The following is a 22,439-nucleotide window of genomic DNA, read 5'->3' as shown; positions in this document are numbered from 1 at the left end:
AACCAGGGACACAAGGATTTTCAGTCCTTTGCTCTACCAACTGAGCTAAGGCACCAGTTTGCTACTTTCGTTAAGCGGATGCAAATATACAACCGTTTTTTAATTATACAAAGTATTTGTTTTAAAAAAAATGTATTGTAAATTTGAATTCTAAGAAATAAAGAGATGAATTTAATTATTGATGTTGGTAATACAAGAGTTAAAGCAGCTGTTTTTGAGTTAAATACAATCAAAGAAGTTTTTGTTTTTAGCAAGACAGAAATTGTATTTGAAGTAAAAAAAATTATTAATAATTTTTCTATTTCAAGTTCGATAGTGTCTTCTGTGTCTAATATATCAGAAAAAACACTAAAAGAAATCACTGATTTATTAAATCCGATCTTTTTAAACTCCGATATTAAAGTTCCTTTTATAAATAAATACGAAACACCAAAAACTTTAGGCGTTGACAGAATAGCACTGGCAGCAGCAGCTACAGAAAAATACCCGCAAAAAAACGTTTTAATTATTGATGCAGGAACCTGTATTACTTTCGATTTTATCAATAATAAAAACGAATATTTAGGAGGTGCAATTTCTTTAGGTATTTCAATGAGGTATAAGGCATTACATGATTATACGGCTAAATTACCATTGCTAGGTTTGAGTGAAGTATCTAGTTTTATAGGCACAAACACAAATACATCAATACATTCGGGTGTTGTAAACGGCGTAATTAATGAAATTGAAGGCGTTATTAATCAATATCAAAAAAAGTATGGAGATTTAACAATTGTTTTAACAGGAGGAGACACATATTTCTTGGCTAAACAATTAAAAAGTGGCATATTTGCCCATCCAAATTTTGTTTTGGAAGGATTACATACCGTTTTGACATATAATTTAACGAATGATTAAGAGATTTATATTAGGAATACTTGTGCTTAGCGCAGTAACAATATCAGCACAAAGAAATAGTGCGTCACCTTATTCTTATTTTGGAATTGGAGAAAATTTTGAAGCAGTTACTGTAGAGCAGGCATCTATGGGGGGTATTGGAGTAGCATTAAAAGATTCTCACCATTTAAATTTCACGAATCCAGCTTCAAATGCAGATTTAAGAGCAGCTACATATGGTATAGGTGGGAATATGAATTTTCTGACCATAAAAGAAGCAAATACATCACAATCTGGTAAGTCAACAAACTTACGTTATATCTCTTTAGGTTTTCCGTTAGGTGAAAAAGCAGGAGTTTCTGTTGGTTTACAACCTTTCTCATCAGTTGGTTATTCTTTATTAAATAACCAAAACGATGAAGAGGTTACTTTGTTTACTGGAGAAGGAGGAACAAATAAAATATATGCTAGTTTTGGTATGTATGTTTTAGAAGGGCTTTCAGTAGGTATCGAAGCAGGATATGTTTTTGGTAATCTAGATAATAGCATTGTAAACCAAAGGGTTGATGTTGCTTTAGGAACAAAAAATGAAGAATCTGTAAATATTAGGGGCGGACAGTTTAAGTTAGGAGCTCAATACAAAAGAGAATTAAAGAACAAGTTAAACTTTTTTACAGGAGCTTCAATAACATTAAATAGTGATTTATCTGCAAACGGAAATGAAAGAATGTATTCTTTTTCAGGACAAGATATTCAAAGAGATGAGCTTTTTAATAGGTCTATAGATGGGGATATAAACATTCCTATGAAAACTGTTTTCGGAGTAGGTTTAGGAAAAGATAACAAATGGTACGTAGGTATTAACCAACAATTTCAAAGTGCGTTAAGCAGTAACAGTAGTTTAATTTCAAATACTGGAGGTTATAAATACGATGATTCAAATAAATTATCAATAGGAGGTTATTATATTCCGAAGGTAAATTCAATATCAAGTTATTGGGATAGAGTGACTTATAGGGCTGGTTTGCGATTCGAAGACACTGGGTTGTTAGTTAACTCTAATAATAGTTTTACTTCAGTTAACGACTTTGGCATAAATATTGGATTAGGATTGCCATTGCCAAGACAATTGTCTAATGTAAATATTGGATTTGAATATGGGCAAAAAGGATCATCAAGTAGTAGCTTGGTAAAAGAAGAATATTTTAATGTTAGATTAAGTTTATCATTAAATAGTCTTAAATGGTTCCAGAAAAGAGAAATAGATTAATAAAAAAAACTGATACAAGATGAAAAAAATTACGTATTTACTAACAGGATTATTTTTGTTCGTAGCCGTAAATGGTGTAAAAGCACAAGCGAGTCAAGAATGTAACATAAAGTATAACCTTTTTAAAGGAGATGCATCTACAGGGAAGTATGCTGAAGCTAAAGGAAACTTAGAGTATCTATTAACAAACTGTCCAAAACTATCAGTTAATATTTACAAGTACGGAGAGAGAGTAGCAGAGAAATTAAAAGATCCTGTATTGGCCAAGAAAGTTTATGAAACACGATTAGTAAACTTCCCAACAAAAGGAGTCGCAAAATTACATAGTGATTATGCAAGTTATTTAATTGAGAATAAATTAGCGACAGATGACGAGGTTTTCGAAATCTTAAAAAAAGCATATGAACTTTCCCCTAAGGATATGGGAGTTAAAAATATATTTAGATATTTTGAAACTATAGCAGAGATTAATAAAGATACCAATCCTCAAAAAGTATTTGATACTTATGATGATGTAATGGAATCTGTAGAAGAGAAGTTAGAAGACTATAACAAGAAGGTAGCTAAATTACAAGAAAAGGATTCTTTAGGAACTATTAGTGCAAGAGAAAAAAGAAACTTGAGAGCTTTTACTATTAACTCTGGTTCTTTAGGACAGGTTGAAGGTGGTTTAGATGCTATGATTTCTAAAATAGCTACTTGCGAGCGATTAATTCCTATTTACACTAGAGATTTCGAAGGTAAAAAAACAGACGGTGTTTGGTTAAAAAGAGCAGTTTCTAGAATGTATAATAAAGGTTGTCAAACAGATCCTTTATTTGAGAAGTTAGCAAATGCTTATGCTGAAACTACACAATCTTCTGATGCTTACAACTTCTTAGCTGGAGTTTTGGCTAAAAATGGAGATAGAAGTGGTGCTGTAGAAATGAAAAAGAAAGCTTTTGATTTAGAAACAGATCCTTTTGTAAAGGCAAAGTATAAATTAAGAGAAGCGCAGAATGCTAGCGGAAGTAGAGCAAGATCTTTAGCTTACGAAGCATTAAGATATAACCCAAACATGGGTAAGGCGTACTTATTTATTGCAAGTTTATATCAAAAGAGTGCAAACTCTTGTGGTAGTGATGAGTTTGAAAAGAGAATGGTGTACGTAGCTGCTTTAAATAAAGCATTAAAAGCGAAAAGAGTAGATCCGGGTTGTGGAGCCAATAGATATATTTCAAGTTATACTAAAAATGTACCATCAAAGAAATTAATATTTCAAAAAGGTATTGCTTCAGGAGCTAGCCATAAAATTGGTTGTTGGATTGGTGAAACAGTTCGTGTACCATAATAGGGTTAGATGAAATTATACTCTATAAATATACATAAAAGCATTGCTGCCATTTTTTTGGTGGCAATGCTTTTTTCTTGTGTAAATTCAAAGCAAGAAGTGCGAGATTTTTTAGCGGATAAAAATATGCCTGTAGGAACGGCAATAAATATTTATCATATAAAAAAAGACTCAGGTAAAATTACTTCAAAAACAAAAGCATCTCTTTTTTATGATTTTTCTAATAGAGAGGAGCATCCGTATAGCGAGTTCCCTAAAGGAATAAAAATTGTTTCTATTGATCAAACAGGAAAGGATTCTACTACAATCACAGGTAACTATGCTTTGTCATACAGTAAAACAGGTGTTTCTGAAATTAAAGGAAATGTGGTAATCTTAAACCATTCTGGAAACAGAAAGTTAGAAACCAATCAGTTATTTTGGGATCAAAAAGAACATTACTTTTTTACTGAAGATGGCTTTAGGTTAACAACATTAAGAGGTACTGTTAACGGTTTTGGTTTTGAGTCGAAAGAGGATTTATCTAAATATATAGCTAAAGACATTACAGGAGAAATTCAAACAAATCAAAAATAAATACAATGAATACATTTTGGAAGTATTTACAGTACGGTTACTTAGTTATTGGGGCATTGTTTTTTGTTGAAGGTGTTTTTCAATGGAGCACAAGCAAACAAGATGCGCTTATTCGATTTGGATTTGGTATCTTTATTACTTTAATTTTCTTCTTTAAACGTCATTTTAGAAGAAAAGTTGAAAAGAGAAATCAACAACGTTAATGGAATTTGAAATCATTATAATTCTTAGCTCTATACTATTTTCGGCCTTTTTTTCAGGTATGGAAATAGCCTTTGTTTCTGCCAATAAATTACATATTGAGCTAGAAAAAAAGAGAGAAGGTTTTTTACCTAAAATATTAGCGATTCTTACCCGAAAATCATCAAAGTTTATAACAACAATGTTGGTTGGTAATAATGTAGCATTGGTAATATATAGTTACTTTATGGGACAATTGTTAATGAATTGGTTTCAAACAGCATTGCCAACAGATTTTACATTTATAAACTATTTATTAGATGATTTAAACCTTTTAACACAAACAATAGTATCTACACTTATTATCTTAGTAACGGCAGAGTTTTTACCTAAAACCATATTTAGAATTTATGCAAACGAAATGTTAAAGCTTTTCGTAGTGCCGGCATATATTTTTTATTTATTATTTTACGGAATAACTTGGATTATCACCAAAATTTCAGATTTTTTCTTATTCATTTTTTTCAGAATAAGAGAAGCAGAAGCTAAAAAAGAATTTAGTAAAGAGGAATTGGGGAATTATATTTCTGAACAATTAGATGGAGGAAATGACGAAGATAAAATCGATTTAGAAATCCAAATTTTCCAGAATGCATTAGGATTTCACAAGGTAAAAGCCAGAGAAATTATGGTGCCTCGAACAGAAATTATGGCAATTGATATACACGAATCTGTCGAAAATTTAAAAGAGATGTTTATCGCAACAGGTTTATCTAAGATTTTGGTTTATAAAAATTCTTTTGACGATATTTTGGGGTATGTAAGTGCTTTCGAATTATTCAAAAATCCAGTTTCTATCAAGTCGATTTTATTACCGGTAGAATTTGTGCCAGAATCGATGATTATTAACGATGTTTTAAACAGTTTGATAAAGAAAAGAAAAAGCATTGCAATTGTTGTAGATGAATATGGCGGTACATCAGGAATTATAACTGTAGAAGATGTTGTAGAAGAATTATTTGGTGAGATTGAAGACGAACATGATAGTCAAGAGTTACTAGAAGAACAAATTAGCGACCAAGAATTTAAATTTTCAGCACGATTAGAAGTCGATTATTTAAATGAAGAATACGATTTAAATATACCTAAAGAAGAAGCTTACGAAACGTTGGGTGGTTTTATTATAAATCATACTGAAACGATACCCGAACAAGACGAAGTTTTACACATCGATAAATTCTATATTAAAATACTAAAAGTAAGCGCTACTAAAATTGATGATTTGTACTTAAAAGTCATCGATATAGAAGATTAAAACGTACTTTTCTGCATAGATTCTCAATCAAAAAAAAACAGCTTAAAAAAACATTGCTTTGTTTACTATGAAATTGTATTTTCGCTCACTGTAAATAAAATAAATAACGTATGGCAATTTTATCGAAAATTAGAGAACGTTCAATGTTCTTAATTCTTGTAATTGGTTTAGCACTTTTTGCTTTTGTATTAGACCCTTCTACAATATCAGATTTTTTTAATGCAAGTAAAGTAAATGAAATAGGTGAAGTAAACGGTGAAGCTGTTTCACGCCAAGAATTTGCAGAAGCTTTAGATGCTTATAAAGCACAAACAGGTAATAGCGTTTCTGAAATGCAAGCAGCAAAAACTGTTTGGAATAACATTATCAGACAAAAAATATACAAAACTCAGTTAGAAGAAGCAGGAATTACTGTTGGTGATGCTGATATAATGAATAGATTGTATGAAACTCCGTTTATTCAAAACGACCCAAGATTTCAAAGCGCAGGTCTTTTAGATAAAAATAAACTTAAAGAGTTCTTAGCAACTATTAAAGAAGAAAACGGAGCTGATTGGAGTAATTGGCAAAACTACATGTTTTCTTTAAAGAACGAACTTGAAAAAGCAGCATACGATAATTTAGTATCTGCAGGTTTAGGAGCTTCTTTAAAAGAAGGTGAAGCACAATATTTAACAGAAAACACAAAGGTTTCAGGTAAATATGTTTATGTACCTTATACTACAATTGCTGATGATTTAGTTGTTTTAAAACAAAGCGACATTAAAAATTATATTAGTAAATACGAAAATCAATTTCAAGTAACAGCCTCTAGAGATATTAAATTTGTAAAGTTTGATATTAAGCCTACGGCTGAAGATGAAGTAGCTGTTAAAGCAGAAGTAGCTAAGTTAATAGAAGATTCAGTAACTGGTGCTAACATAGCTGTTAAAGGATTAAAGAACACTAGTAATTATGCTGAGTTTTTATCAGAAAATGATTCTGATATCGCTTTAGACAACAATTACAAGTTTAAGGTTCAAGTACCACAAGTAATTGCTGAGCAAATTTTTAATGGTAAAGAAGGCGATGTTTTCGGACCATATAAAGACGCAAACCACTTTAAATTATCTAAAATTACAAAAGTAGTTCAATTACCAGATTCAGCTCAGGCAAGTCATATCTTAATTCCTTTTGTGGGTTCTGCAAGTGCAGATGCAACAGTAACACAAACAGAAGAAGAAGCTAAGAATACTGCAGATAGCTTATTAACAGTTTTAAAAGCTAACAAATCTAAATTTGCAGCTTTAGCAAAAGAGTTTTCTTCAGATAAAGGTTCTGCTGAAAAAGAAGGTTTCTATGATTGGTTTGGTTACAACAGAATGGTACCAGCTTTTAGAGACTTTGCTTTTGAAGGTAAAAAAGGAGATATGGGCGTTGTAAAATCTCAATTTGGTTTTCACGTAATGAAAGTTGATGGTCAGAAGAACTTTCAAACAGTTGTAAAATTAGCAACTTTTGGACGTAAGATTGAGGCATCAGAAGCTACAGAAAATACAGTTTTTCAAAATGCTGAAACTTTTTCTTTGGATTTATCAAACGGTAAAAACTTTGATGAAGTTATAAAAGAAAAGAATTTAGTATCTCAACCAGCAGTTGGTTTAAAACCTTTAGATGAAGTTGTACCAGGAATTGGTAATGAAAGACAAATTATTACTTGGTCTTTTGACACAGGGGTAAACGAAGGAACTTCTAAACGTTTTGATGTTGAAGGAGGATATGTAGTAGCTGTTTTAACAGGTAAGACTGAAAAAGGTTTAATGCCAGTTGAAAAAGCGATTTCAAGAGTTCGTCCTATTTTAACAAACGAAAGAAAAGCAAAATTAATTGAAGCTAAAATTAGCGGAGCTACATTAGCAGAAATAGCTAAATCGGTAGATGTAACTGTTAAAAATGCTGCAGATGTAAACTTACAATCACCAACAATTTCGGGTGTAGGGTTTGAGCCTAAAGTAGTAGGAGCAATGTTAAACGCTAAAGAAAATACTGTAGTTAAAAACGTAGCAGGAGATAAAGGAGTATTTGCTTTTGAAGTAACATCAAAATCATTACCAACAGCTTTACCAAACTATGATTCTTACAGAAAGCGTTTAGTAAACGAAAGAAAAAACAAATCTTTTCAAATGTATGAAGCTATTAAAAAAGCTTCTAACATTGAAGATAACATGAGTTCTTTTTACGGAATTCAGTAATCAGAAAAGTTAAAATAAAAAAAATCCGAACTCATTGAGTTCGGATTTTTTTTGTGCTTTATTATAAAGGTATAACTTATCTATTTCAGAAGCTCTTCTTAGCTAATAAGCCTTAATTAGCCATCGCTTTACCCAAAGCTTCCCCAAGGTCAAAAACATAACCAGTTATTAACATAATGGCTATAAAAACGATTAAAACATACCAATAATTTATTTTTTTAGTTTTCATAACTCAATTTTTATAGTTTGTAACAATTTATTTATTGGCAATAATAATAATAATAAACCAAAAAAAAGCAATCTCAAACGAGATTGCTTTTTTTAAAATATATTTTAAAGCTTTGTATTAAGCGTTTAAAGGTTTTCCGTCCCAAGCAGCTTTTGCAGCTTCTTTAACAGCTTCTGAATATGTTGGATGTCCATGACATATTCTTGCTAAATCTTCAGCAGAAGCTCTAAATTCCATTGCTACGGCAGCTTCCATAATTAAATCGGCAACACGTGCACCAACCATATGAACTCCTAATACTTCATCCGTATTTTTATCAGCCAATACTTTAACAAATCCGTCAGTATCTCCACTTGCTCTAGATCTTCCTAAAGCACGCATAGAAAATTTACCCGCTTTGTAAGCAACACCAGCATCTTTTAACTCTTGTTCTGTTTTACCAACAGCGGCAACTTCTGGCCATGTATACACAATACCAGGAATTAAGTTATAATCGATATGAGGTTTTTGTCCTGCTAAAAATTCAGCAACAACAACACCTTCTTCTTCAGCTTTGTGTGCTAACATTGCTCCACGAACAACATCACCAATAGCAAAAATATTAGAAACACTAGTTTGTAAATGTTCATTTACATCTACCATTCCTTTATCAGTAAGCTTAACGCCTGCTTTTTCTAATCCTAATCCTTTTGTAAAGGCTTTACGTCCAACAGCAACTAAACAATAGTCTCCGTTAAAAGTAACTTCTTCACCTTTTTTATTGGTTGCTTTTACAACAACTTCGTCTCCGTTTCTTTCTACAGAAGTAACACCGTGACTGGTGTTAAACTTCATACCTTGTTTCTTTAAAACTTTTTGAAGCTCTTTAGAAATATCAGCATCCATGGTAGGTGTAATTTTCGGAGCGTATTCAATTACTGTTACATCAGCACCTAAACGTTTGTAAACAGAACCTAACTCTAAACCGATTACTCCACCACCAATTACTAATAAATGTTTTGGTACTTCTTTAAGTTTTAAAGCTTCAGTTGATGTTATAACGCGCTCTTTATCTAAAGTGATAAAAGGCAATGTAGATGGTTTAGAACCTGTAGCAATAATAATGTTTGTACCTTCAATTACTTCAGAAGTTCCGTCGTTTTTAGTAACCTTTACATGTGTTGCATCTTCAAAAGAACCTAAACCTTCATGAACAGTAATATCATTCTTGTCCATTAAATATTTAATTCCGCCTGTAGTAGTTTCTACAACATTAGCTTTACGGTCTACCATTTTTCCGAAATCGAAAGAAGGCTTTTCAACAGTAATTCCGTGCTCTTCAAAATGATGCACAGCATCGTAATAATGATGAGAAGAATCTAATAAAGCTTTAGAAGGAATACATCCTACGTTTAAACAGGTACCACCTAAAGTTGAATATTTTTCGATGATAGCTACTTTAGATCCTAATTGAGCGGCTCTAATGGCAGCAATATATCCACCTGGACCAGAACCAATAACGATTAAATCGTATTTCATAAGTCGTGTTTTTATTGTTTATGTATATCTGATAAAAATTAATGTTTTATCAGTTTATATTTTGTTTTTCAGAATAATAAGTGCAAAATTACACATAATAGTTGATTTGCTGAAGTATGTTTTCGATTACTTTTTATCAATAAATAACATTAATTATTTTAACTTTGAAACCATTATGAAACAACTATTAATTATCGGGTATGTTTGGGTAGAGCCAAGTTCTTCTGCCGCAGGAAGTAGAATGTTGCAATTAATTGAATTGTTTTTAAAGAATAATTATAAAATAACATTTGCTTCGCCAGCACAAAAAAGTGAAAAAGCAATTCATTTAACTGAATTGGGAGTAGATGAAAGATCGATTGAATTGAATAATACTTCGTTTGATGATTTTATATCTGATTTAAATCCGTCTATTGTGTTGTTTGATCGTTTTATGATGGAAGAACAATTCGGGTGGCGAGTTGCAGAGAACTGTCCGGATGCTTTAAGGGTTCTTGATACAGAAGATTTACATTTTTTGCGTAAAACCCGTCATGAACAATTAAAAAAAGGAGAAATTTTTTCTACGGATGCTTTGTTAAAGTCTACAGATGCAAAACGAGAAATAGCATCGATATTGCGATGCGATTTGAGTTTAATAATTTCTAGTTATGAAATAAAATTACTTAAAGAGGTTTTTAAAATTGATGGAAGTTTACTGTACCATCTTCCTTTTTTATTAGATAAAATTGATGGAAAAGTGGTTAATGGTTGGAAGTCTTTTGAGGAACGAGAACATTTTGTATTTATAGGAAATTTTTTTCATCAGCCGAATGTAGATGCAGTTTTGCAGCTTAAAAATTATATTTGGAAGTTAATTCGCAAAGAATTTCCAAAAGCAGAAATTCATATTTACGGAGCGTATGCAACCCAACAAATAAATCAGTTGCATAATAAAAAAGAAGGTTTTATCGTAAAAGGATTTGCTGAAGATGCCATGCAAGTTGTGAGAAACGCCAGAGTTGTTTTAGCGCCTATCCGTTTTGGAGCAGGAATAAAAGGGAAACTTACCGAAGCGATGCTATGCGGAACGCCAAGTATAACATCAAATATCGGAGCAGAAGGAATGCATGATGGTTTTAATTGGAATGGTTTTATAGAAGATGATTTTGAGGCATTTTCTAACAAAGCGATTACATTGTATTCTGATGAGAAATTATGGGAAGAGTTTCAATTAAGCGGAATAGAAATTATCAATGCTATTTATGATAAAGAAAAAATTGAGAAACCTTTTGTTGAGCGCATAAAAAAAATCCAAGAAAATATAATTGAACACCGTCAAAATAATTTTCTTGGAAGTTTGTTACAACATCAAACTTTACAAGCTACAAAATACATGAGCAAGTGGATTGAAGCTAAGAACAAGTAATTATAAATTAGTGTCAGTTCGAGCGCAGTCCAGAACTTTTAATGTTACAGTTGTAAAATTAGTTAAACAGCGCTCAAAGTGACATTTTATGCTAAAAGTCCAGCACGTTTTAAAAGCGCATCTGGTTTTGGTTCTTTTCCTCTAAAGCGTTTATATAACTCCATTGGTTTTTCGGTTCCACCTTTAGAAAGTACATTGTTTTTAAATTTATCGGCAACTTCTTTGTTAAAGATTCCTTCTTCTAAGAAATACTCAAAAGCATCAGCATCTAAAACTTCAGCCCATTTATAAGAATAATATCCAGCAGAATATCCACCTTGAAAAATATGAGAAAAAGCGGTGCTCATACAATTTTCACTAACATCAGGATATAATTTTGTGTCAGCAAAAGCTTTTGATTCAAATTCTTTTACAGAAGTAATTGTTTCAGGCGATTCGCTTCCATGCCAATTCATGTCTAAGAGTCCAAAACTCAGTTGACGCAAGGTTTGCATACCTTCATGAAAACTAGCTGATTCTTTTATCTTTTCAACATATTCCATCGGAATCGTTTCTCCAGTTTCATAATGTTTTGCAAACAACTCTAAAGCTTCTTTTTCGTAACACCAGTTTTCTAAAACCTGACTAGGAAGTTCTACAAAATCCCAAGAAACAGATGTTCCAGATAAACTATTATACGTTGTGTTTGCAAGCATTCCGTGTAATGCGTGACCAAATTCATGAAATAGCGTTGTAACCTCGTTAAAGGTTAATAATGACGGTTTTGTTTCGGTAGGCTTAGTAAAGTTACAAACAATAGATACTTGCGGACGCTCATTAATTCCGTTTTTAATTTGTTGCGATTTATATGAAGTCATCCATGCACCATTTCTTTTTCCTGGTCTAGGATGAAAATCTGCATAAAAATATGATACGAAATTTCCTTTTGTATCGGTTACATTGTATGTTTTTACGTCTTCGTGGTATTTATCAATCGAGTTGATTTCTTCAAATTGTAAGTCGAATAATCTACTTGCAATTTCAAAAACACCGTCAATTACATTTTCTAATTTAAAATAAGGTTTTAGCAATTCTTGATCTAAAGAAAATAGTTCTTTCTTTAATTTTTCTGCGTAATAAGTACCGTCCCATTTTTGAAGTTGCGTTATACCATCCAATTTTTTAGCGTAAGTAGCTAAATTATCAAATTCACGTTTTGCGGCAGGTTTTGCTTTTGCTAATAAATCGTTAGAAAAAGACAAAACTTTCTTAGGTGTTTCAGCCATTCGTTCTTCTAAAACAAAATGAGCGTGTGTTTTATAACCTAATAAATTGGCTCTTTTATGACGAAGGTTTACAATGTTTAAAACCGTTTCTTCGTTATTGAATTCGTTCTGTTGAAATCCTTTTTTACCAGCAGCAATTGCTAATTTTTTACGCAGTTCTCTATTGTCTGCATAGGTCATAAACGGAATATAACTTGGGTAATCTAAAGTGAAAACCCATCCATCTTTCTCTTTTGATATTGCTATTTCCTTAGCCGCTTCTTTTACACTTTCTGGTAAACCAGATAAATCATTTTCATCAGTTAAATGCATTTCAAAAGCATTGGTTTCTGCCAATACATTTTCTCCGAATTTTAATGAGAGTTTTGATAGTTCAGCATCAATACTACGTAATTCAGTCTTGTCAGTCTCGTTTAAATTGGCTCCGTTTCTAGCAAAACTTTTGTACTGTTTATCTAGTAACATATGTTGTTCAGGAGATAATTCTAAAGAAGGTATATTCTCAAAAACAGTTTTTACTCTATTAAACAATGCTTCATTTAATGTGATGTCATTTCTGAATTCACTCAGCCAAGGAGAAATTTCCTGTGCTATTTTCTGAATTTCATCATTAGTTTCTGCTGAGTTTAAATTAAAGAAAATTGAGGTGATTTTATTTAGTTTTTCGCCTGTAAAATCTAAAGCTACTGTGGTATTATCAAAAGTAGGAGCTTCAGTATTATTTACAATTGCATCAATTTCTGCTTTGGCTATTTTTATTCCTTCTTCAATGGCAGGTTTATAATCTGTATTTGCAATTTTAGAAAAAGGAGGTGTATTAAAGTCTTGTAAAAGTGGATTCATTTTTTAATGTTTGTGTCAGATCGAGCGCAGTCGAGATCTAAATAGAACCTCTCGACTGCGCTCGAAGAGACAAATGATTATTTTCTTACTCTTTCTGAAGCTTGTTCAACTTTTAATTTTAAACCTTCCTTGTATGCAATGATTTTATCTAATACACACTTATCAGAAGCACCAATAATTTGAGCAGCTAAAATACCTGCATTTTTTGCACCATCTAAAGCAACAGTTGCTACTGGAACACCGCCTGGCATTTGTAATATTGATAAAACAGAATCCCAGCCATCAATAGAATTTCTACTTTTTACAGGGACTCCGATTATTGGTAAAGGGCTCATGCTTGCTACCATTCCTGGTAAATGAGCAGCGCCACCTGCGCCGGCAATAATTACTTTTACACCACGAGTATGTGCGTTTTTAGAATAGTTGACTAATTTTTCTGGTGTTCTATGAGCAGAAACAATATCTACTTCTATTTGAATATCGAAACCTTCTAAAATATCAATTGCTTCTTGCATGATTGGAAGATCTGAATCGCTTCCCATTATAATTCCTACCATAATTTATGTTTTTAAAATGAGACTCTAAAATTTGTTTCTGAATCTCATTAATTTGGGTGAGAAGCTGAAATGAATTCAGCTTGACGAGTAATTATTTACTAATTACTCTAATTGTTTCTTTTACTTGTTGCGCTATTTTTCGCGCCTCATTAATGTCTTTATTAACAATAGTTACGTGCCCCATTTTTCGAAAAGGTTTGGTTGTTTTCTTTCCGTAAATGTGTGGTGTAACTCCGTCTATTTTTAAGATTTCTGTCATGTTTTCGTAAACGACATCGCCTGTATAACCTTCTTCGCCTACTAGGTTTACCATAATCCCGGCAACTTTACTTTCTGTATTACCTAAAGGAAGGTTTAAAATACTGCGTACATGTTGCTCGAACTGGTTTGTATAACTAGCTTCAATTGAATAGTGTCCAGAGTTATGTGTTCTTGGAGCTACTTCGTTAACAATGATTTGATCATCATTAGTTTGAAACATTTCAACAGCTAACAATCCGACGAAGTCGAAAGTGCTAGCTACTTTTAACGCTATTTCTCTTGCTTTTTCCGCTACTTTAGAATTTATTCTTGCAGGGCAAATTACATATTCAACCTGATTTGCTTCTGGATGAAATTCCATTTCAACAACAGGGTATGTTCTTACAGATCCATTAGAATTTCTGGCTACAATAACGGCCAATTCATTTTTAAAAGGAATTAGTTTTTCAGCAATACATTCTCCTTCTGGTAATGATTGTAAATCTTCATAAGTACGAACTACTTTTACACCGGTACCATCATAACCAAATTGTGCAGATTTCCATACAAAAGGAAACTCAATAATATTGTTTTCATATGAGTGTTTTAACTCTTCTAGAAAAGCATAATGAGAAAAATCGGCAGTAGGAATTTGATGATCTTTGTAAAATAATTTTTGACGTGCTTTGTTTTGAATTATCCTCAAATTAGCAGGTTTCGGGTAAATAGTTAAGCCTTCGGCCTGTAGTTTTTCGAGTGCATCAATATTTACATTTTCTATTTCGATGGTTAGTAAATCTACCTTTTTACCGAAGTTGTAAACGGTATCAAAATCAAATAAATCTCCTTGATGGAACTCATTGCATATTTGTGCACAAGGAGCCTCTGGATTCTTATCTAAAATTAAGGTGTAAATATCAAATTTTTGAGTTTCGGTAAGTAACATCCTACCTAACTGTCCGCCACCGAGAACGCCCAATTTAAAGTCTGAAGAAAAATAATTTTTCAAGATAAATATTTTAGTGTGTTGTTGTTATCGCAAAAATAAGAATCTAAAGTATAGTATAAATACAATTAACGAGATATTCTTAATTGCGAAGCGCTAACTTTAGTAACAAGATACATTAGGGCAGAACAGCCTTCATTATCAATTGGTGCGCCATCTGCTAAATAGTTATATTGTTTATCGTCGCAAGGGCATGTAATTTGCACGCCGTTAAAAGTCATTAAAGAGTTACAAGTAGTTTCAGGACACTGCTGATCGAAAGCTTTATAACCATTAATACCTGTTCTGAAAAGGAAAACATTACGACCCTGAATTGTGTTTTGAGAACTACCACTAGGAACCAATAATCCTTGAAACTCGGGTAATGTTAAATCGACAATAGCATTCATATCTATTCCTCTAAAACAATTATTAACAGGTGTATTATCACTACAACCCAATGTAATTGTTATAATAAATAGGTAAAGTATTTTTTTCATTATTTTAAAATAGAGTTATATAGGTAACGGTACGAATTTACAAATATTTTGTATATTTGTAGAGCAATCTCATTCCTAATCGGAATGAGATTTTTAAAGTTTAGAAATTATGAGTGAAGTATCATATTATACTGCAGAAGGATTAAAAAAATTAAAAGACGAATTATCACATTTAGAGCATACTGAAAGACCAAGAGTTTCTCAGGAAATTGGTGACGCTATAGATAAAGGAGATTTAAGTGAGAATGCAGAGTACCATGCAGCAAAAGAAGAGCAATCGTTATTAGAAACTAAAATTGCGCAACTTAAAAATGTAGTTGCGAATGCCCGTATTATTGATGAAAGTCAATTAGATACATCTAAAATATTGATTCACTCTATCGTGAAATTAAAAAATACGACTAATGGTATGGAGTTTACCTATACTTTGGTTGCAGATTCTGAGACAGATATTAGAAACGGAAAATTATCAGTAAATTCACCTATAGGAAAAGGATTATTAGGGAATAAAGTAGGTGATATCGCAGAGATTAAAGTGCCTAACGGAATTATGAAATTTGAAATCATAGAGATATCTAGATAATCTCTTTAAAAATATTTATTGATAAAAGCGTTGCGTTTGCAACGCTTTTTTTATTTTTACTTTATATTGTTAGGTTGAGTGCAGTCGAGATTTAATTTAATCATCGGTTGTGTTCTAGAAAACATTAAAACAAAAGTTATGGCAAGTATTTTTACCAAAATAATTTTAGGAGAAATCCCTTCATATAAAATCGCAGAAGACGAAAATTTTATCGCTTTTTTAGATGTGAATCCGAATGCAAAAGGACACACTTTGGTAGTTCCTAAAAGAGAAGAAAATAAGATTTTCGATTTGTCGAAAGAAGAATATAACGGGCTGATGTCTTTTTCTTATCGCGTAGCAAAAGCGATAGAAAAAACAATTCCTTGTAAACGTGTTGGGATGAGTGTGATCGGGTTAGAAGTGCCGCATGTACATGTGCATTTAATTCCGTTAAACACAATGGCTGATATTCAGTTTGTAGAAAAAGAAAAATTAACAAATGACGAGTTTGTTACCATAGCAAAAAACATTTCTAATAATTTCAGTTAATATGAAATTTCAAAAATGGCAGAAAATAGGCTTGGCTTGGGCTTTATGGATGTTTGTTATAATGACATTTGTTTGGCCTTATTTTGATAATGAAAAAGTTACTTTAAAAGATGTATTAATAGGCATTCCTTTTTGGTTGATAGCAGGCTTAATTTTTGGTTGGACCCAACGAAAAAACTTAAAAGAAAAGAAAGAAAACTAAATTTAATACTAGCGAGTTATTCTGAAATAAGTTTAGTTTGATGAAAAACAAGTCGATATAAAGTGGTAGTAATTATTTTAAACTTTATCTAACTGAATTTCGAAAGTAGTTCCTTTATTTATTTCAGATTTTAAAACATGTATTTTCCCGTTATGGTAATCTTCAATAATACGTTTAGAGAGCGATAAGCCTAAGCCCCAACCACGTTTTTTTGTGGTAAATCCTGGTTTAAATATTTGTTTGAACTGCGATTTTGCAATTCCTTTACCAGAATCGGTTACTATAATTTTTATAAACTTACTAGTTTCTTTAATTTCAAGAGAAATATTTCCCTTTCCTCGCATTGCATCAATAGCATTTTTAATTAAATTTTCAATTACCCAACCATATAACTCGATATTTAAGAAGGTTGAAAGTGTTTCTTTATCCGAAGAAAAAGAAAAATTAATTTGTTTAGAGCTTCTAGATTTTAAATAATTAAATGCTGCTTGTGTTTCTGATACAATATTATATTTCTTTAATTTAGGAAGAGAGCCAATTTTAGAAAATCGATTGGCAATGGTACTTAAACGATCAACATCTTTTTCAATTTCAACAATATATTCTTCGTTTACATCTTCAGATCTTAAAATAGCAATCCAACCTAATAAAGAAGATAACGGTGTGCCAATTTGATGAGCAGTTTCCTTAGCCATACCGGTCCAAAGTTTATTTTGTTCGGCAACTTTACTCGATTTATACACCATATAAACAATGGTTAAAAAAAGACCTAGTATTAAAAGTAATGCTAGCGGATAGTATTTAAGCTTGTATAATAAATCGGAATTTCGATAATAGAGATATTGTGTAATTCCGAAATACTCAATAACAATAGGCTCGTTCTGATCTTTCATTAGGGCTAATTGTTCTTGAAGGTATTTAGGTTTTTTAGATTTAATAATATCTAAATTTCTATATAAATCAATTGTTCCGTCTTTATTTACAAGAATCGTAGGAATGTTTTCTATAGTTTCATAAACCTTATTAATTAAGTTTGTGTTTTCGTTTAAATCAGGATTAGAAGCTAGCTCTTTAAAGGCGACTGCAAATATTTCTATTTTACCACGTTCTTCTTCCTTAAATTTCTGAAAAAAAACATAGGTATTCCATAAAATAAACGAAACGATTAATATAGATACTAAAACAGTAAGGCGTTTTATCCAATAAGTATTCTTAAAAAATGTCATTAGTCAAATATAAACTATTCTATACAATAACTTAATTTGTAAAACGGTAGTATATTTACATCTAAAAAGAATATATATGTTATCACTCGATCCTAAAGAATTACCTGTAGGTAAATTACATAGTTATTTATTAGGCGCTATAGCACCAAGACCTATTGCTTTTGCAAGTACTATTGATGAAGAAGGAAATCCGAATTTATCACCGTTTAGTTTTTTTAATGTTTTCGGAGCCAATCCACCAATGTTAATTTTTTCTCCAGCACGAAGTGTAAGAGGTAATAAAACAAAACATACGTTAGATAATGCTGAAGAAACAAGAGAAGTGGTTATTAATGTGGTGAATTATGATATTGTACAACAAATGTCGTTAAGTAGTACGATGTATCCGAAGGGTGTAAATGAGTTTGAAAAAGCGGGGTTTACAATGTTACCTTCTGATGAAGTAAAGCCTTTTAGAGTTGCAGAATCGCCAGTACAATTTGAATGTAAAGTAACCGATATTATTTATACAGGAACCGAAGGAGGCGCAGGGAATTTAATTGTTTGTGAAGTGGTTAAACTACATATTAACGAGAATGTTTTAGCGGAAGACGGAAGCATAGATCAACATAAAATAGATTTAGTTGCTAGGGCAGGAGGAAGCTATTATTCTAGAGCAAGAGACGGTTTTTTTGAAATTCCAAAACCAATTTCGACTTTAGGAATTGGTGTAGATCAAATTCCTGTTGAAATTAGAAATAGTGCTGTTTTAACAGGTAATAATTTAGGAATGTTAGGTAATGTAGAACAGCTACCAAATGAGGAAACTGTTAATAACTTTGCGAAAGAACACCCAAAATATGTTTCGCTTTCAACTGAAAAAAAACATACATTTGCACAAGATTATTTAAAGAGTAATGATGTAGAAAGTGCTTGGAAAGTGCTTTTAATTAAATAGATAAGAATATGGAAGTTATAGGGAAGATTAAATTAATTAACGAAACACAAACATTTGGAGCTAGCGGATTTAGAAAACGTGAATTAGTTGTGACTACAGATGAGCAATATCCACAAATGATTATGATTGAGTTTGTACAGGATAAATGTGATGTTTTAAATAGTTATGCTGTTGGTCAAGATGTAAAAGTATCTATTAATTTAAGAGGTAGAGAGTGGATTAATCCAGAAGGAGTTGCAAAATACTTTAATTCTATTCAAGGATGGAGAATTGAGAATTTAGCACAAGCTTCTGCTCAAAATACACCACCTGTAGATCAGTTTCAACCAGCACCAGATTTATCTGCTAACGAACCAGACGATTTACCTTTTTAATATAAAAGGATTATATATACAAAAAAGAGAGCCACCGGCTCTCTTTTTACGTTTTACGGAAATCCACTCTTTTAAATGCGGATATCCCTTTTGTAGCTCTACCAGATTAAAATATATTTGTACTATCATTTATTAGCTAGAGACTAAAGATGTATTAAGGGAAAAAAGCCTTCTGATATTGTTCTCAGAAGGCTTTTATTATGTTGTATTGTATCGTTTTTATTTTTCCTTTTTAGGCATTGGTCCTCTTAAGTGAATTACTAATCCGTTTAAAAAGTTTCTAAGAATTTGATCGCCACACTCCATATATTTAGGATGCTCTTCATTTCTGAAAAAAGCACCTAACTCACCTTTAGAAACTTTAAAGTCAACCAAAGCACAGATTTCAATAATATCAGTATCACGAAATTTGTGAGCTACTCTTAATTTTTTAAAAATATCGTTGTTCGTTAATCCCATAGTAATAATATATTTTATTGTTTTAGTTAACCATTTTAAAAATAGCCCAAGCGTAAATGGCAAAACGTAAAAAACGAAATAGTCCAAATAGTACTACGTTTTTAAACGGATATTTAATCATACCAGCTGTTAAACAACTAATCGCAAAAGGTAATGGTAATAAGGCACCAACTAAAATTAAAAAACCACCCCATTTACTGGTGTTTTTAAGGTTTTTAGCCATTTTAACTTCTAAATAAAGTTTTACAGAAGCAATTTTTAAGGAAGCTCTACCTATAAAATAAGCAGTTAATCCACCAAAATAAGATAAGGTTGCTAATAGCGATAAGTTTAAAACAGGATCTGCTGTTTTTTTAGACCAAGCGATAAAAATCTCAGGCGGAATTAAACCCAGTATTGTTTCAGAAATGAAAAAAGTAGTTAATACACCTAGTCTAGAAAAAGTTTCGGTAACTGTTTGTAAACCGTCATTAATATTGTAAACATATTTATTAAATAAAAATATACCTACAACTGCACCCACTATTGGCCAAAAAGCTTTTTTTAAACTTTCCCAAATAAACATGTAAAAACCGGTACGTTGGTAGTAGTTGTGTAACCGCTTAACGTGTGGCTTTACATTCTTTTTATTTCTTCTTTTCTTAACTTTCATTTCCTTGTTTCTCTGGGCCTCTTTTAGAGAATGCAAAAATACAAGGTAATTGGAAATAAATCAAAGAAATATCGTTAATTATAAGTTAGCAGTAGCAGCTTCAGCACAACGCTCACCATCCATTGCTGCAGATATAATTCCGCCTGCATAACCACCACCTTCTCCACAAGGAAATAAACCCTCTATTTGTGGGTGTTCTAAACTTTCTTTTCTAGGGATATTAACCGGAGATGAGGTGCGAGATTCTACTCCAATAATATTTGCTTCGGCAGTATAATAACCATGCATTTTTTTACCAAAAGCATCAAAACCTTTACGCAATCTACTACCAATAAACTTTGGCAATAAAGAATGCATTGGTGCTGAGTTTAAACCTGGCTGATAAGAGGTTTCATTTAAACTAGCTGATAATTTACCTTCTACAAAATCTGTTAAACGTTGGGCAGGGGCAACCTGACTTTTTCCACCAGCGTTAAAAGCTAATTTTTCTAAATCCTTCTGATATTCTAAACCTTTAAGCGCTCCGAATTTTTCATATTTGTATAAATCTTTATCGATATTAATTTCAACAACAATTCCTGAATTGGCAAATTTATTATTTCTACGAGAAGGCGACATTCCGTTTACAACAACCTCTCCGTTTGCCGTTGCAGCTGGCACAATAAATCCGCCCGGGCACATACAAAACGAATATACACCTCTGTTATTTGCTTGATGTACTAAACTGTATGATGCAGCTGGTAATAACTCATCTCTTTGGCCTGTGCAACTATATTGAATTTGGTCTATAATTTCTTGTGGATGTTCTACACGAACTCCCATTGCAAATGATTTTGCTTTTAATAAAATATCTTTTCTATCAAGCAATTCGTAAATATCTCTAGCGGAATGCCCAGTTGCTAAAATTACTGAATTCACAGTCATTTCATTTCCGTTTTGTAGTTGTATGGCTTGTAGTTTGCTGTTTTTAATAACAAAATCGGTAACGCGGGTATCAAAATGAACTTCACCACCATATTTGATAATATTCTCACGAATATTCTGAATAATTTTAGGCAATTTATTAGTTCCGATATGCGGATGCGCATCAATTAAAATATCTTCAGCAGCACCATGGTGCACCAAGTTTTCGAATATTTTACGAACATCGCCACGTTTTAAGCTACGGGTATATAATTTTCCGTCAGAATAGGTTCCGGCACCACCTTCTCCAAAACAGTAATTAGAATCTTCATTTACAAAATGCTCCTGATTAATAGCACGTAAATCTCTACGGCGATCTTGTACATTTTTACCACGTTCTAAAACAATTGGTTTGTAACCAAGTTCTATGCAACGCAATGCGGCATACATTCCTGCTGGCCCGAAACCGATAATATGAACTTCTTTTGCGTTAGATACATCTTGATAATCAAAAATATAGTGAGGAGTATCAGGTAAAGGTTCGTTAATATAAACCGCTACTTTATAATTAAAAACCACGTCTTTTTTACGCGCATCGATAGATTTACGTAATACTTTTACCGTAGTTATGTTAGTAATAGCGATGTCTAATTTTCTAGAAGCTTTCTTTTTTAAGATGTCTTCTTTCTTTTCTTCTATTAAATTAACGCGTAGTTGAAGTTCTTTTACCATGGTGCAAAATTATGCAAAATTGAATTGATACGTTTTTATTTCTGCAAGAATTATAAAAAATGAAATCAAAGCAGTTTTTTTATCTGTTATTCTGATATTAACTATGCTATCTTTGCAGCTATAATTAACTTAATTATGATGTTTTATGAATGTCAGTTCGAGTGATTTTATAAAGTGTAACGGAATAAAATAGTATCGAGAACTATTATGTGAAATCATTATTCTCGATACAAATTTCATTTGTTTTAATTGTGAAATTCACTCGAATTGACAGCGATTCATTATAATGCATAATGAGTTAATTACGATAGTTTTTAGTACTGTCAGTTCGAGTGATTTTATAAAGTGATAACGGTATAAAATAGTATCGAGAACTAGTTTTTAAGTATGATTCTTATTCTCGATATAAATTTCACTCATTTCACTCATTTCAATCGTGAAATTTACTCGAATTGACAGCGATTTATTATAATGCATAATGAGTTAATTACGATAGTTTTTAGTACTGTCAGTTCGA

Annotated in this window: 22 protein-coding genes; 13 read left to right on the top strand and 9 right to left on the bottom strand. The window is 31.8% G+C overall.

Features of this window, described 5'->3' with window-relative positions; genetic code table 11:
* Nucleotides 1–165 precede the first annotated feature (165 nt).
* From P2G10_RS12365 to P2G10_RS12335, 7 genes are all read left to right on the top strand, one after another.
* On the top strand, nucleotides 166–897 hold the full coding sequence (locus tag P2G10_RS12365; RefSeq protein ID WP_275316893.1) for a type III pantothenate kinase: 732 nt from the start codon (nucleotides 166–168) through the stop codon (nucleotides 895–897).
* The gene (gene bamG / locus P2G10_RS12360) at nucleotides 890–2,146 is read left to right on the top strand and encodes a BamG family beta-barrel-assembly machinery protein (protein WP_275316892.1); all 1,257 of its coding nucleotides are present in this window, start codon (nucleotides 890–892) and stop codon (nucleotides 2,144–2,146) included. The genes P2G10_RS12365 and bamG overlap by 8 nt, the downstream gene beginning before the upstream one ends.
* Nucleotides 2,147–2,165: 19 nt before the next feature.
* Complete coding sequence (locus P2G10_RS12355) at nucleotides 2,166–3,476, top strand: hypothetical protein (protein WP_275316890.1); 1,311 nt, start codon at nucleotides 2,166–2,168, stop codon at nucleotides 3,474–3,476.
* Nucleotides 3,477–3,485: 9 nt separating this feature from the next.
* The gene (gene lptC, locus P2G10_RS12350; RefSeq protein ID WP_218771349.1) at nucleotides 3,486–4,052 is read left to right on the top strand and encodes an LPS export ABC transporter periplasmic protein LptC; all 567 of its coding nucleotides are present in this window, start codon (nucleotides 3,486–3,488) and stop codon (nucleotides 4,050–4,052) included.
* A gap of 5 nt (nucleotides 4,053–4,057) precedes the next feature.
* A complete protein-coding gene (locus P2G10_RS12345) occupies nucleotides 4,058–4,255 on the top strand; it encodes a hypothetical protein (protein WP_218771348.1) in 198 nt (65 codons plus the stop codon).
* Nucleotides 4,255–5,547, top strand: a complete 1,293-nt coding sequence (locus P2G10_RS12340; RefSeq protein WP_218771347.1) for a hemolysin family protein — start codon at nucleotides 4,255–4,257, stop codon at nucleotides 5,545–5,547. Before P2G10_RS12345 ends, P2G10_RS12340 begins: the two co-directional genes overlap by 1 nt.
* Before the next feature lie 110 nt (nucleotides 5,548–5,657).
* The gene (locus tag P2G10_RS12335; protein ID WP_275316887.1) at nucleotides 5,658–7,778 is read left to right on the top strand and encodes a peptidylprolyl isomerase; all 2,121 of its coding nucleotides are present in this window, start codon (nucleotides 5,658–5,660) and stop codon (nucleotides 7,776–7,778) included.
* Nucleotides 7,779–8,124: 346 nt separating this feature from the next.
* Here P2G10_RS12335 and lpdA read toward each other — a convergent pair whose 3' ends face one another.
* Complete coding sequence (gene lpdA, locus P2G10_RS12330) at nucleotides 8,125–9,525, bottom strand: dihydrolipoyl dehydrogenase (RefSeq protein WP_218771345.1); 1,401 nt, start codon at nucleotides 9,523–9,525, stop codon at nucleotides 8,125–8,127.
* A 175-nt stretch (nucleotides 9,526–9,700) separates the two neighbouring features.
* Here lpdA and P2G10_RS12325 point away from each other — a divergent pair, with 175 nt between their 5' ends.
* Entirely contained in the window at nucleotides 9,701–10,933 is a 1,233-nt protein-coding gene (locus P2G10_RS12325) for a glycosyltransferase (RefSeq protein WP_275316885.1), read from the top strand.
* Nucleotides 10,934–11,019: 86 nt separating this feature from the next.
* Here the strand turns inward: P2G10_RS12325 and P2G10_RS12320 are convergent, their stop codons facing one another.
* From P2G10_RS12320 to P2G10_RS12305, 4 genes are all read right to left on the bottom strand, one after another.
* Entirely contained in the window at nucleotides 11,020–13,041 is a 2,022-nt protein-coding gene (locus P2G10_RS12320; RefSeq protein WP_275316884.1) for a M3 family metallopeptidase, read from the bottom strand.
* A 77-nt stretch (nucleotides 13,042–13,118) separates the two neighbouring features.
* A complete protein-coding gene (gene purE / locus P2G10_RS12315; RefSeq protein ID WP_275316882.1) occupies nucleotides 13,119–13,598 on the bottom strand; it encodes a 5-(carboxyamino)imidazole ribonucleotide mutase in 480 nt (159 codons plus the stop codon).
* Between the two features lie 91 nt (nucleotides 13,599–13,689).
* Nucleotides 13,690–14,847 (bottom strand): 5-(carboxyamino)imidazole ribonucleotide synthase, encoded by a 1,158-nt coding sequence (locus P2G10_RS12310; RefSeq protein WP_275316880.1) that lies wholly within the window; start codon nucleotides 14,845–14,847, stop codon nucleotides 13,690–13,692.
* A gap of 65 nt (nucleotides 14,848–14,912) precedes the next feature.
* Nucleotides 14,913–15,323: a Rieske (2Fe-2S) protein gene (locus P2G10_RS12305; protein ID WP_218771340.1), complete on the bottom strand. Its 411-nt coding sequence runs from the start codon at nucleotides 15,321–15,323 to the stop codon at nucleotides 14,913–14,915.
* A 109-nt stretch (nucleotides 15,324–15,432) separates the two neighbouring features.
* Here P2G10_RS12305 and greA point away from each other — a divergent pair, with 109 nt between their 5' ends.
* From greA to P2G10_RS12290, 3 genes are all read left to right on the top strand, one after another.
* Entirely contained in the window at nucleotides 15,433–15,906 is a 474-nt protein-coding gene (gene greA, locus P2G10_RS12300) for a transcription elongation factor GreA (protein ID WP_218771339.1), read from the top strand.
* A gap of 138 nt (nucleotides 15,907–16,044) precedes the next feature.
* Complete coding sequence (locus P2G10_RS12295) at nucleotides 16,045–16,437, top strand: HIT family protein (RefSeq protein WP_275316878.1); 393 nt, start codon at nucleotides 16,045–16,047, stop codon at nucleotides 16,435–16,437.
* Between the two features lies 1 nt (nucleotide 16,438).
* Nucleotides 16,439–16,639: a hypothetical protein gene (locus P2G10_RS12290; protein ID WP_275316876.1), complete on the top strand. Its 201-nt coding sequence runs from the start codon at nucleotides 16,439–16,441 to the stop codon at nucleotides 16,637–16,639.
* Between the two features lie 77 nt (nucleotides 16,640–16,716).
* On the opposite strand, the gene P2G10_RS12285 is transcribed toward P2G10_RS12290, so the two are convergent.
* The gene (locus P2G10_RS12285; RefSeq protein ID WP_275316875.1) at nucleotides 16,717–17,865 is read right to left on the bottom strand and encodes a sensor histidine kinase; all 1,149 of its coding nucleotides are present in this window, start codon (nucleotides 17,863–17,865) and stop codon (nucleotides 16,717–16,719) included.
* Between the two features lie 76 nt (nucleotides 17,866–17,941).
* Between P2G10_RS12285 and P2G10_RS12280 the strand changes: the two genes are divergently transcribed.
* Nucleotides 17,942–18,802, top strand: a complete 861-nt coding sequence (locus P2G10_RS12280) for a flavin reductase family protein (protein ID WP_275316873.1) — start codon at nucleotides 17,942–17,944, stop codon at nucleotides 18,800–18,802.
* 8 nt (nucleotides 18,803–18,810) lie between these two features.
* Nucleotides 18,811–19,176 carry a DUF3127 domain-containing protein gene (locus P2G10_RS12275; RefSeq protein ID WP_218771334.1) on the top strand — a complete coding sequence of 122 codons (366 nt, stop codon included), beginning with the start codon at nucleotides 18,811–18,813 and terminating at the stop codon, nucleotides 19,174–19,176.
* A gap of 219 nt (nucleotides 19,177–19,395) precedes the next feature.
* On the opposite strand, the gene P2G10_RS12270 is transcribed toward P2G10_RS12275, so the two are convergent.
* The 3 genes from P2G10_RS12270 to P2G10_RS12260 all read right to left on the bottom strand — a co-directional run bounded on the left by P2G10_RS12270 (nucleotide 19,396) and on the right by P2G10_RS12260 (nucleotide 21,922).
* Nucleotides 19,396–19,635 carry a DUF1456 family protein gene (locus tag P2G10_RS12270; protein ID WP_218771333.1) on the bottom strand — a complete coding sequence of 80 codons (240 nt, stop codon included), beginning with the start codon at nucleotides 19,633–19,635 and terminating at the stop codon, nucleotides 19,396–19,398.
* Between the two features lie 22 nt (nucleotides 19,636–19,657).
* Nucleotides 19,658–20,287, bottom strand: a complete 630-nt coding sequence (locus P2G10_RS12265) for a YqaA family protein (protein WP_275316871.1) — start codon at nucleotides 20,285–20,287, stop codon at nucleotides 19,658–19,660.
* A gap of 78 nt (nucleotides 20,288–20,365) precedes the next feature.
* A complete protein-coding gene (locus tag P2G10_RS12260) occupies nucleotides 20,366–21,922 on the bottom strand; it encodes an NAD(P)/FAD-dependent oxidoreductase (RefSeq protein WP_275316870.1) in 1,557 nt (518 codons plus the stop codon).
* Nucleotides 21,923–22,439 lie beyond the last annotated feature (517 nt).

It is taken from the genome of Tenacibaculum bernardetii (assembly GCF_029125915.1).
In the GTDB taxonomy this organism is placed as follows: Bacteria; Bacteroidota; Bacteroidia; order Flavobacteriales; family Flavobacteriaceae; genus Polaribacter; species Polaribacter bernardetii.
Note: the sequence above shows the minus strand (reverse complement) of the source record. Positions and strands in the feature narration are given on the sequence as shown.

Excerpts from the sequence above, each read along its gene's own strand:
- P2G10_RS12365 (WP_275316893.1), top strand. The coding sequence starts at position 166 with ATGAATTTAATTATTGATGTTGGTAATACAAGAGTTAAAGCAGCTGTT.
- bamG (WP_275316892.1), top strand. The coding sequence starts at position 890 with ATGATTAAGAGATTTATATTAGGAATACTTGTGCTTAGCGCAGTAACA.
- P2G10_RS12355 (WP_275316890.1), top strand. The coding sequence starts at position 2,166 with ATGAAAAAAATTACGTATTTACTAACAGGATTATTTTTGTTCGTAGCC.
- lptC (WP_218771349.1), top strand. The coding sequence starts at position 3,486 with ATGAAATTATACTCTATAAATATACATAAAAGCATTGCTGCCATTTTT.
- P2G10_RS12345 (WP_218771348.1), top strand. The coding sequence starts at position 4,058 with ATGAATACATTTTGGAAGTATTTACAGTACGGTTACTTAGTTATTGGG.
- P2G10_RS12340 (WP_218771347.1), top strand. The coding sequence starts at position 4,255 with ATGGAATTTGAAATCATTATAATTCTTAGCTCTATACTATTTTCGGCC.
- P2G10_RS12335 (WP_275316887.1), top strand. The coding sequence starts at position 5,658 with ATGGCAATTTTATCGAAAATTAGAGAACGTTCAATGTTCTTAATTCTT.
- lpdA (WP_218771345.1), bottom strand. The coding sequence starts at position 9,525 with ATGAAATACGATTTAATCGTTATTGGTTCTGGTCCAGGTGGATATATT.
- P2G10_RS12325 (WP_275316885.1), top strand. The coding sequence starts at position 9,701 with ATGAAACAACTATTAATTATCGGGTATGTTTGGGTAGAGCCAAGTTCT.
- P2G10_RS12320 (WP_275316884.1), bottom strand. The coding sequence starts at position 13,041 with ATGAATCCACTTTTACAAGACTTTAATACACCTCCTTTTTCTAAAATT.
- purE (WP_275316882.1), bottom strand. The coding sequence starts at position 13,598 with ATGGTAGGAATTATAATGGGAAGCGATTCAGATCTTCCAATCATGCAA.
- P2G10_RS12305 (WP_218771340.1), bottom strand. The coding sequence starts at position 15,323 with ATGAAAAAAATACTTTACCTATTTATTATAACAATTACATTGGGTTGT.
- greA (WP_218771339.1), top strand. The coding sequence starts at position 15,433 with ATGAGTGAAGTATCATATTATACTGCAGAAGGATTAAAAAAATTAAAA.
- P2G10_RS12295 (WP_275316878.1), top strand. The coding sequence starts at position 16,045 with ATGGCAAGTATTTTTACCAAAATAATTTTAGGAGAAATCCCTTCATAT.
- P2G10_RS12290 (WP_275316876.1), top strand. The coding sequence starts at position 16,439 with ATGAAATTTCAAAAATGGCAGAAAATAGGCTTGGCTTGGGCTTTATGG.
- P2G10_RS12285 (WP_275316875.1), bottom strand. The coding sequence starts at position 17,865 with ATGACATTTTTTAAGAATACTTATTGGATAAAACGCCTTACTGTTTTA.
- P2G10_RS12280 (WP_275316873.1), top strand. The coding sequence starts at position 17,942 with ATGTTATCACTCGATCCTAAAGAATTACCTGTAGGTAAATTACATAGT.
- P2G10_RS12275 (WP_218771334.1), top strand. The coding sequence starts at position 18,811 with ATGGAAGTTATAGGGAAGATTAAATTAATTAACGAAACACAAACATTT.
- P2G10_RS12270 (WP_218771333.1), bottom strand. The coding sequence starts at position 19,635 with ATGGGATTAACGAACAACGATATTTTTAAAAAATTAAGAGTAGCTCAC.
- P2G10_RS12265 (WP_275316871.1), bottom strand. The coding sequence starts at position 20,287 with ATGAAAGTTAAGAAAAGAAGAAATAAAAAGAATGTAAAGCCACACGTT.
- P2G10_RS12260 (WP_275316870.1), bottom strand. The coding sequence starts at position 21,922 with ATGGTAAAAGAACTTCAACTACGCGTTAATTTAATAGAAGAAAAGAAA.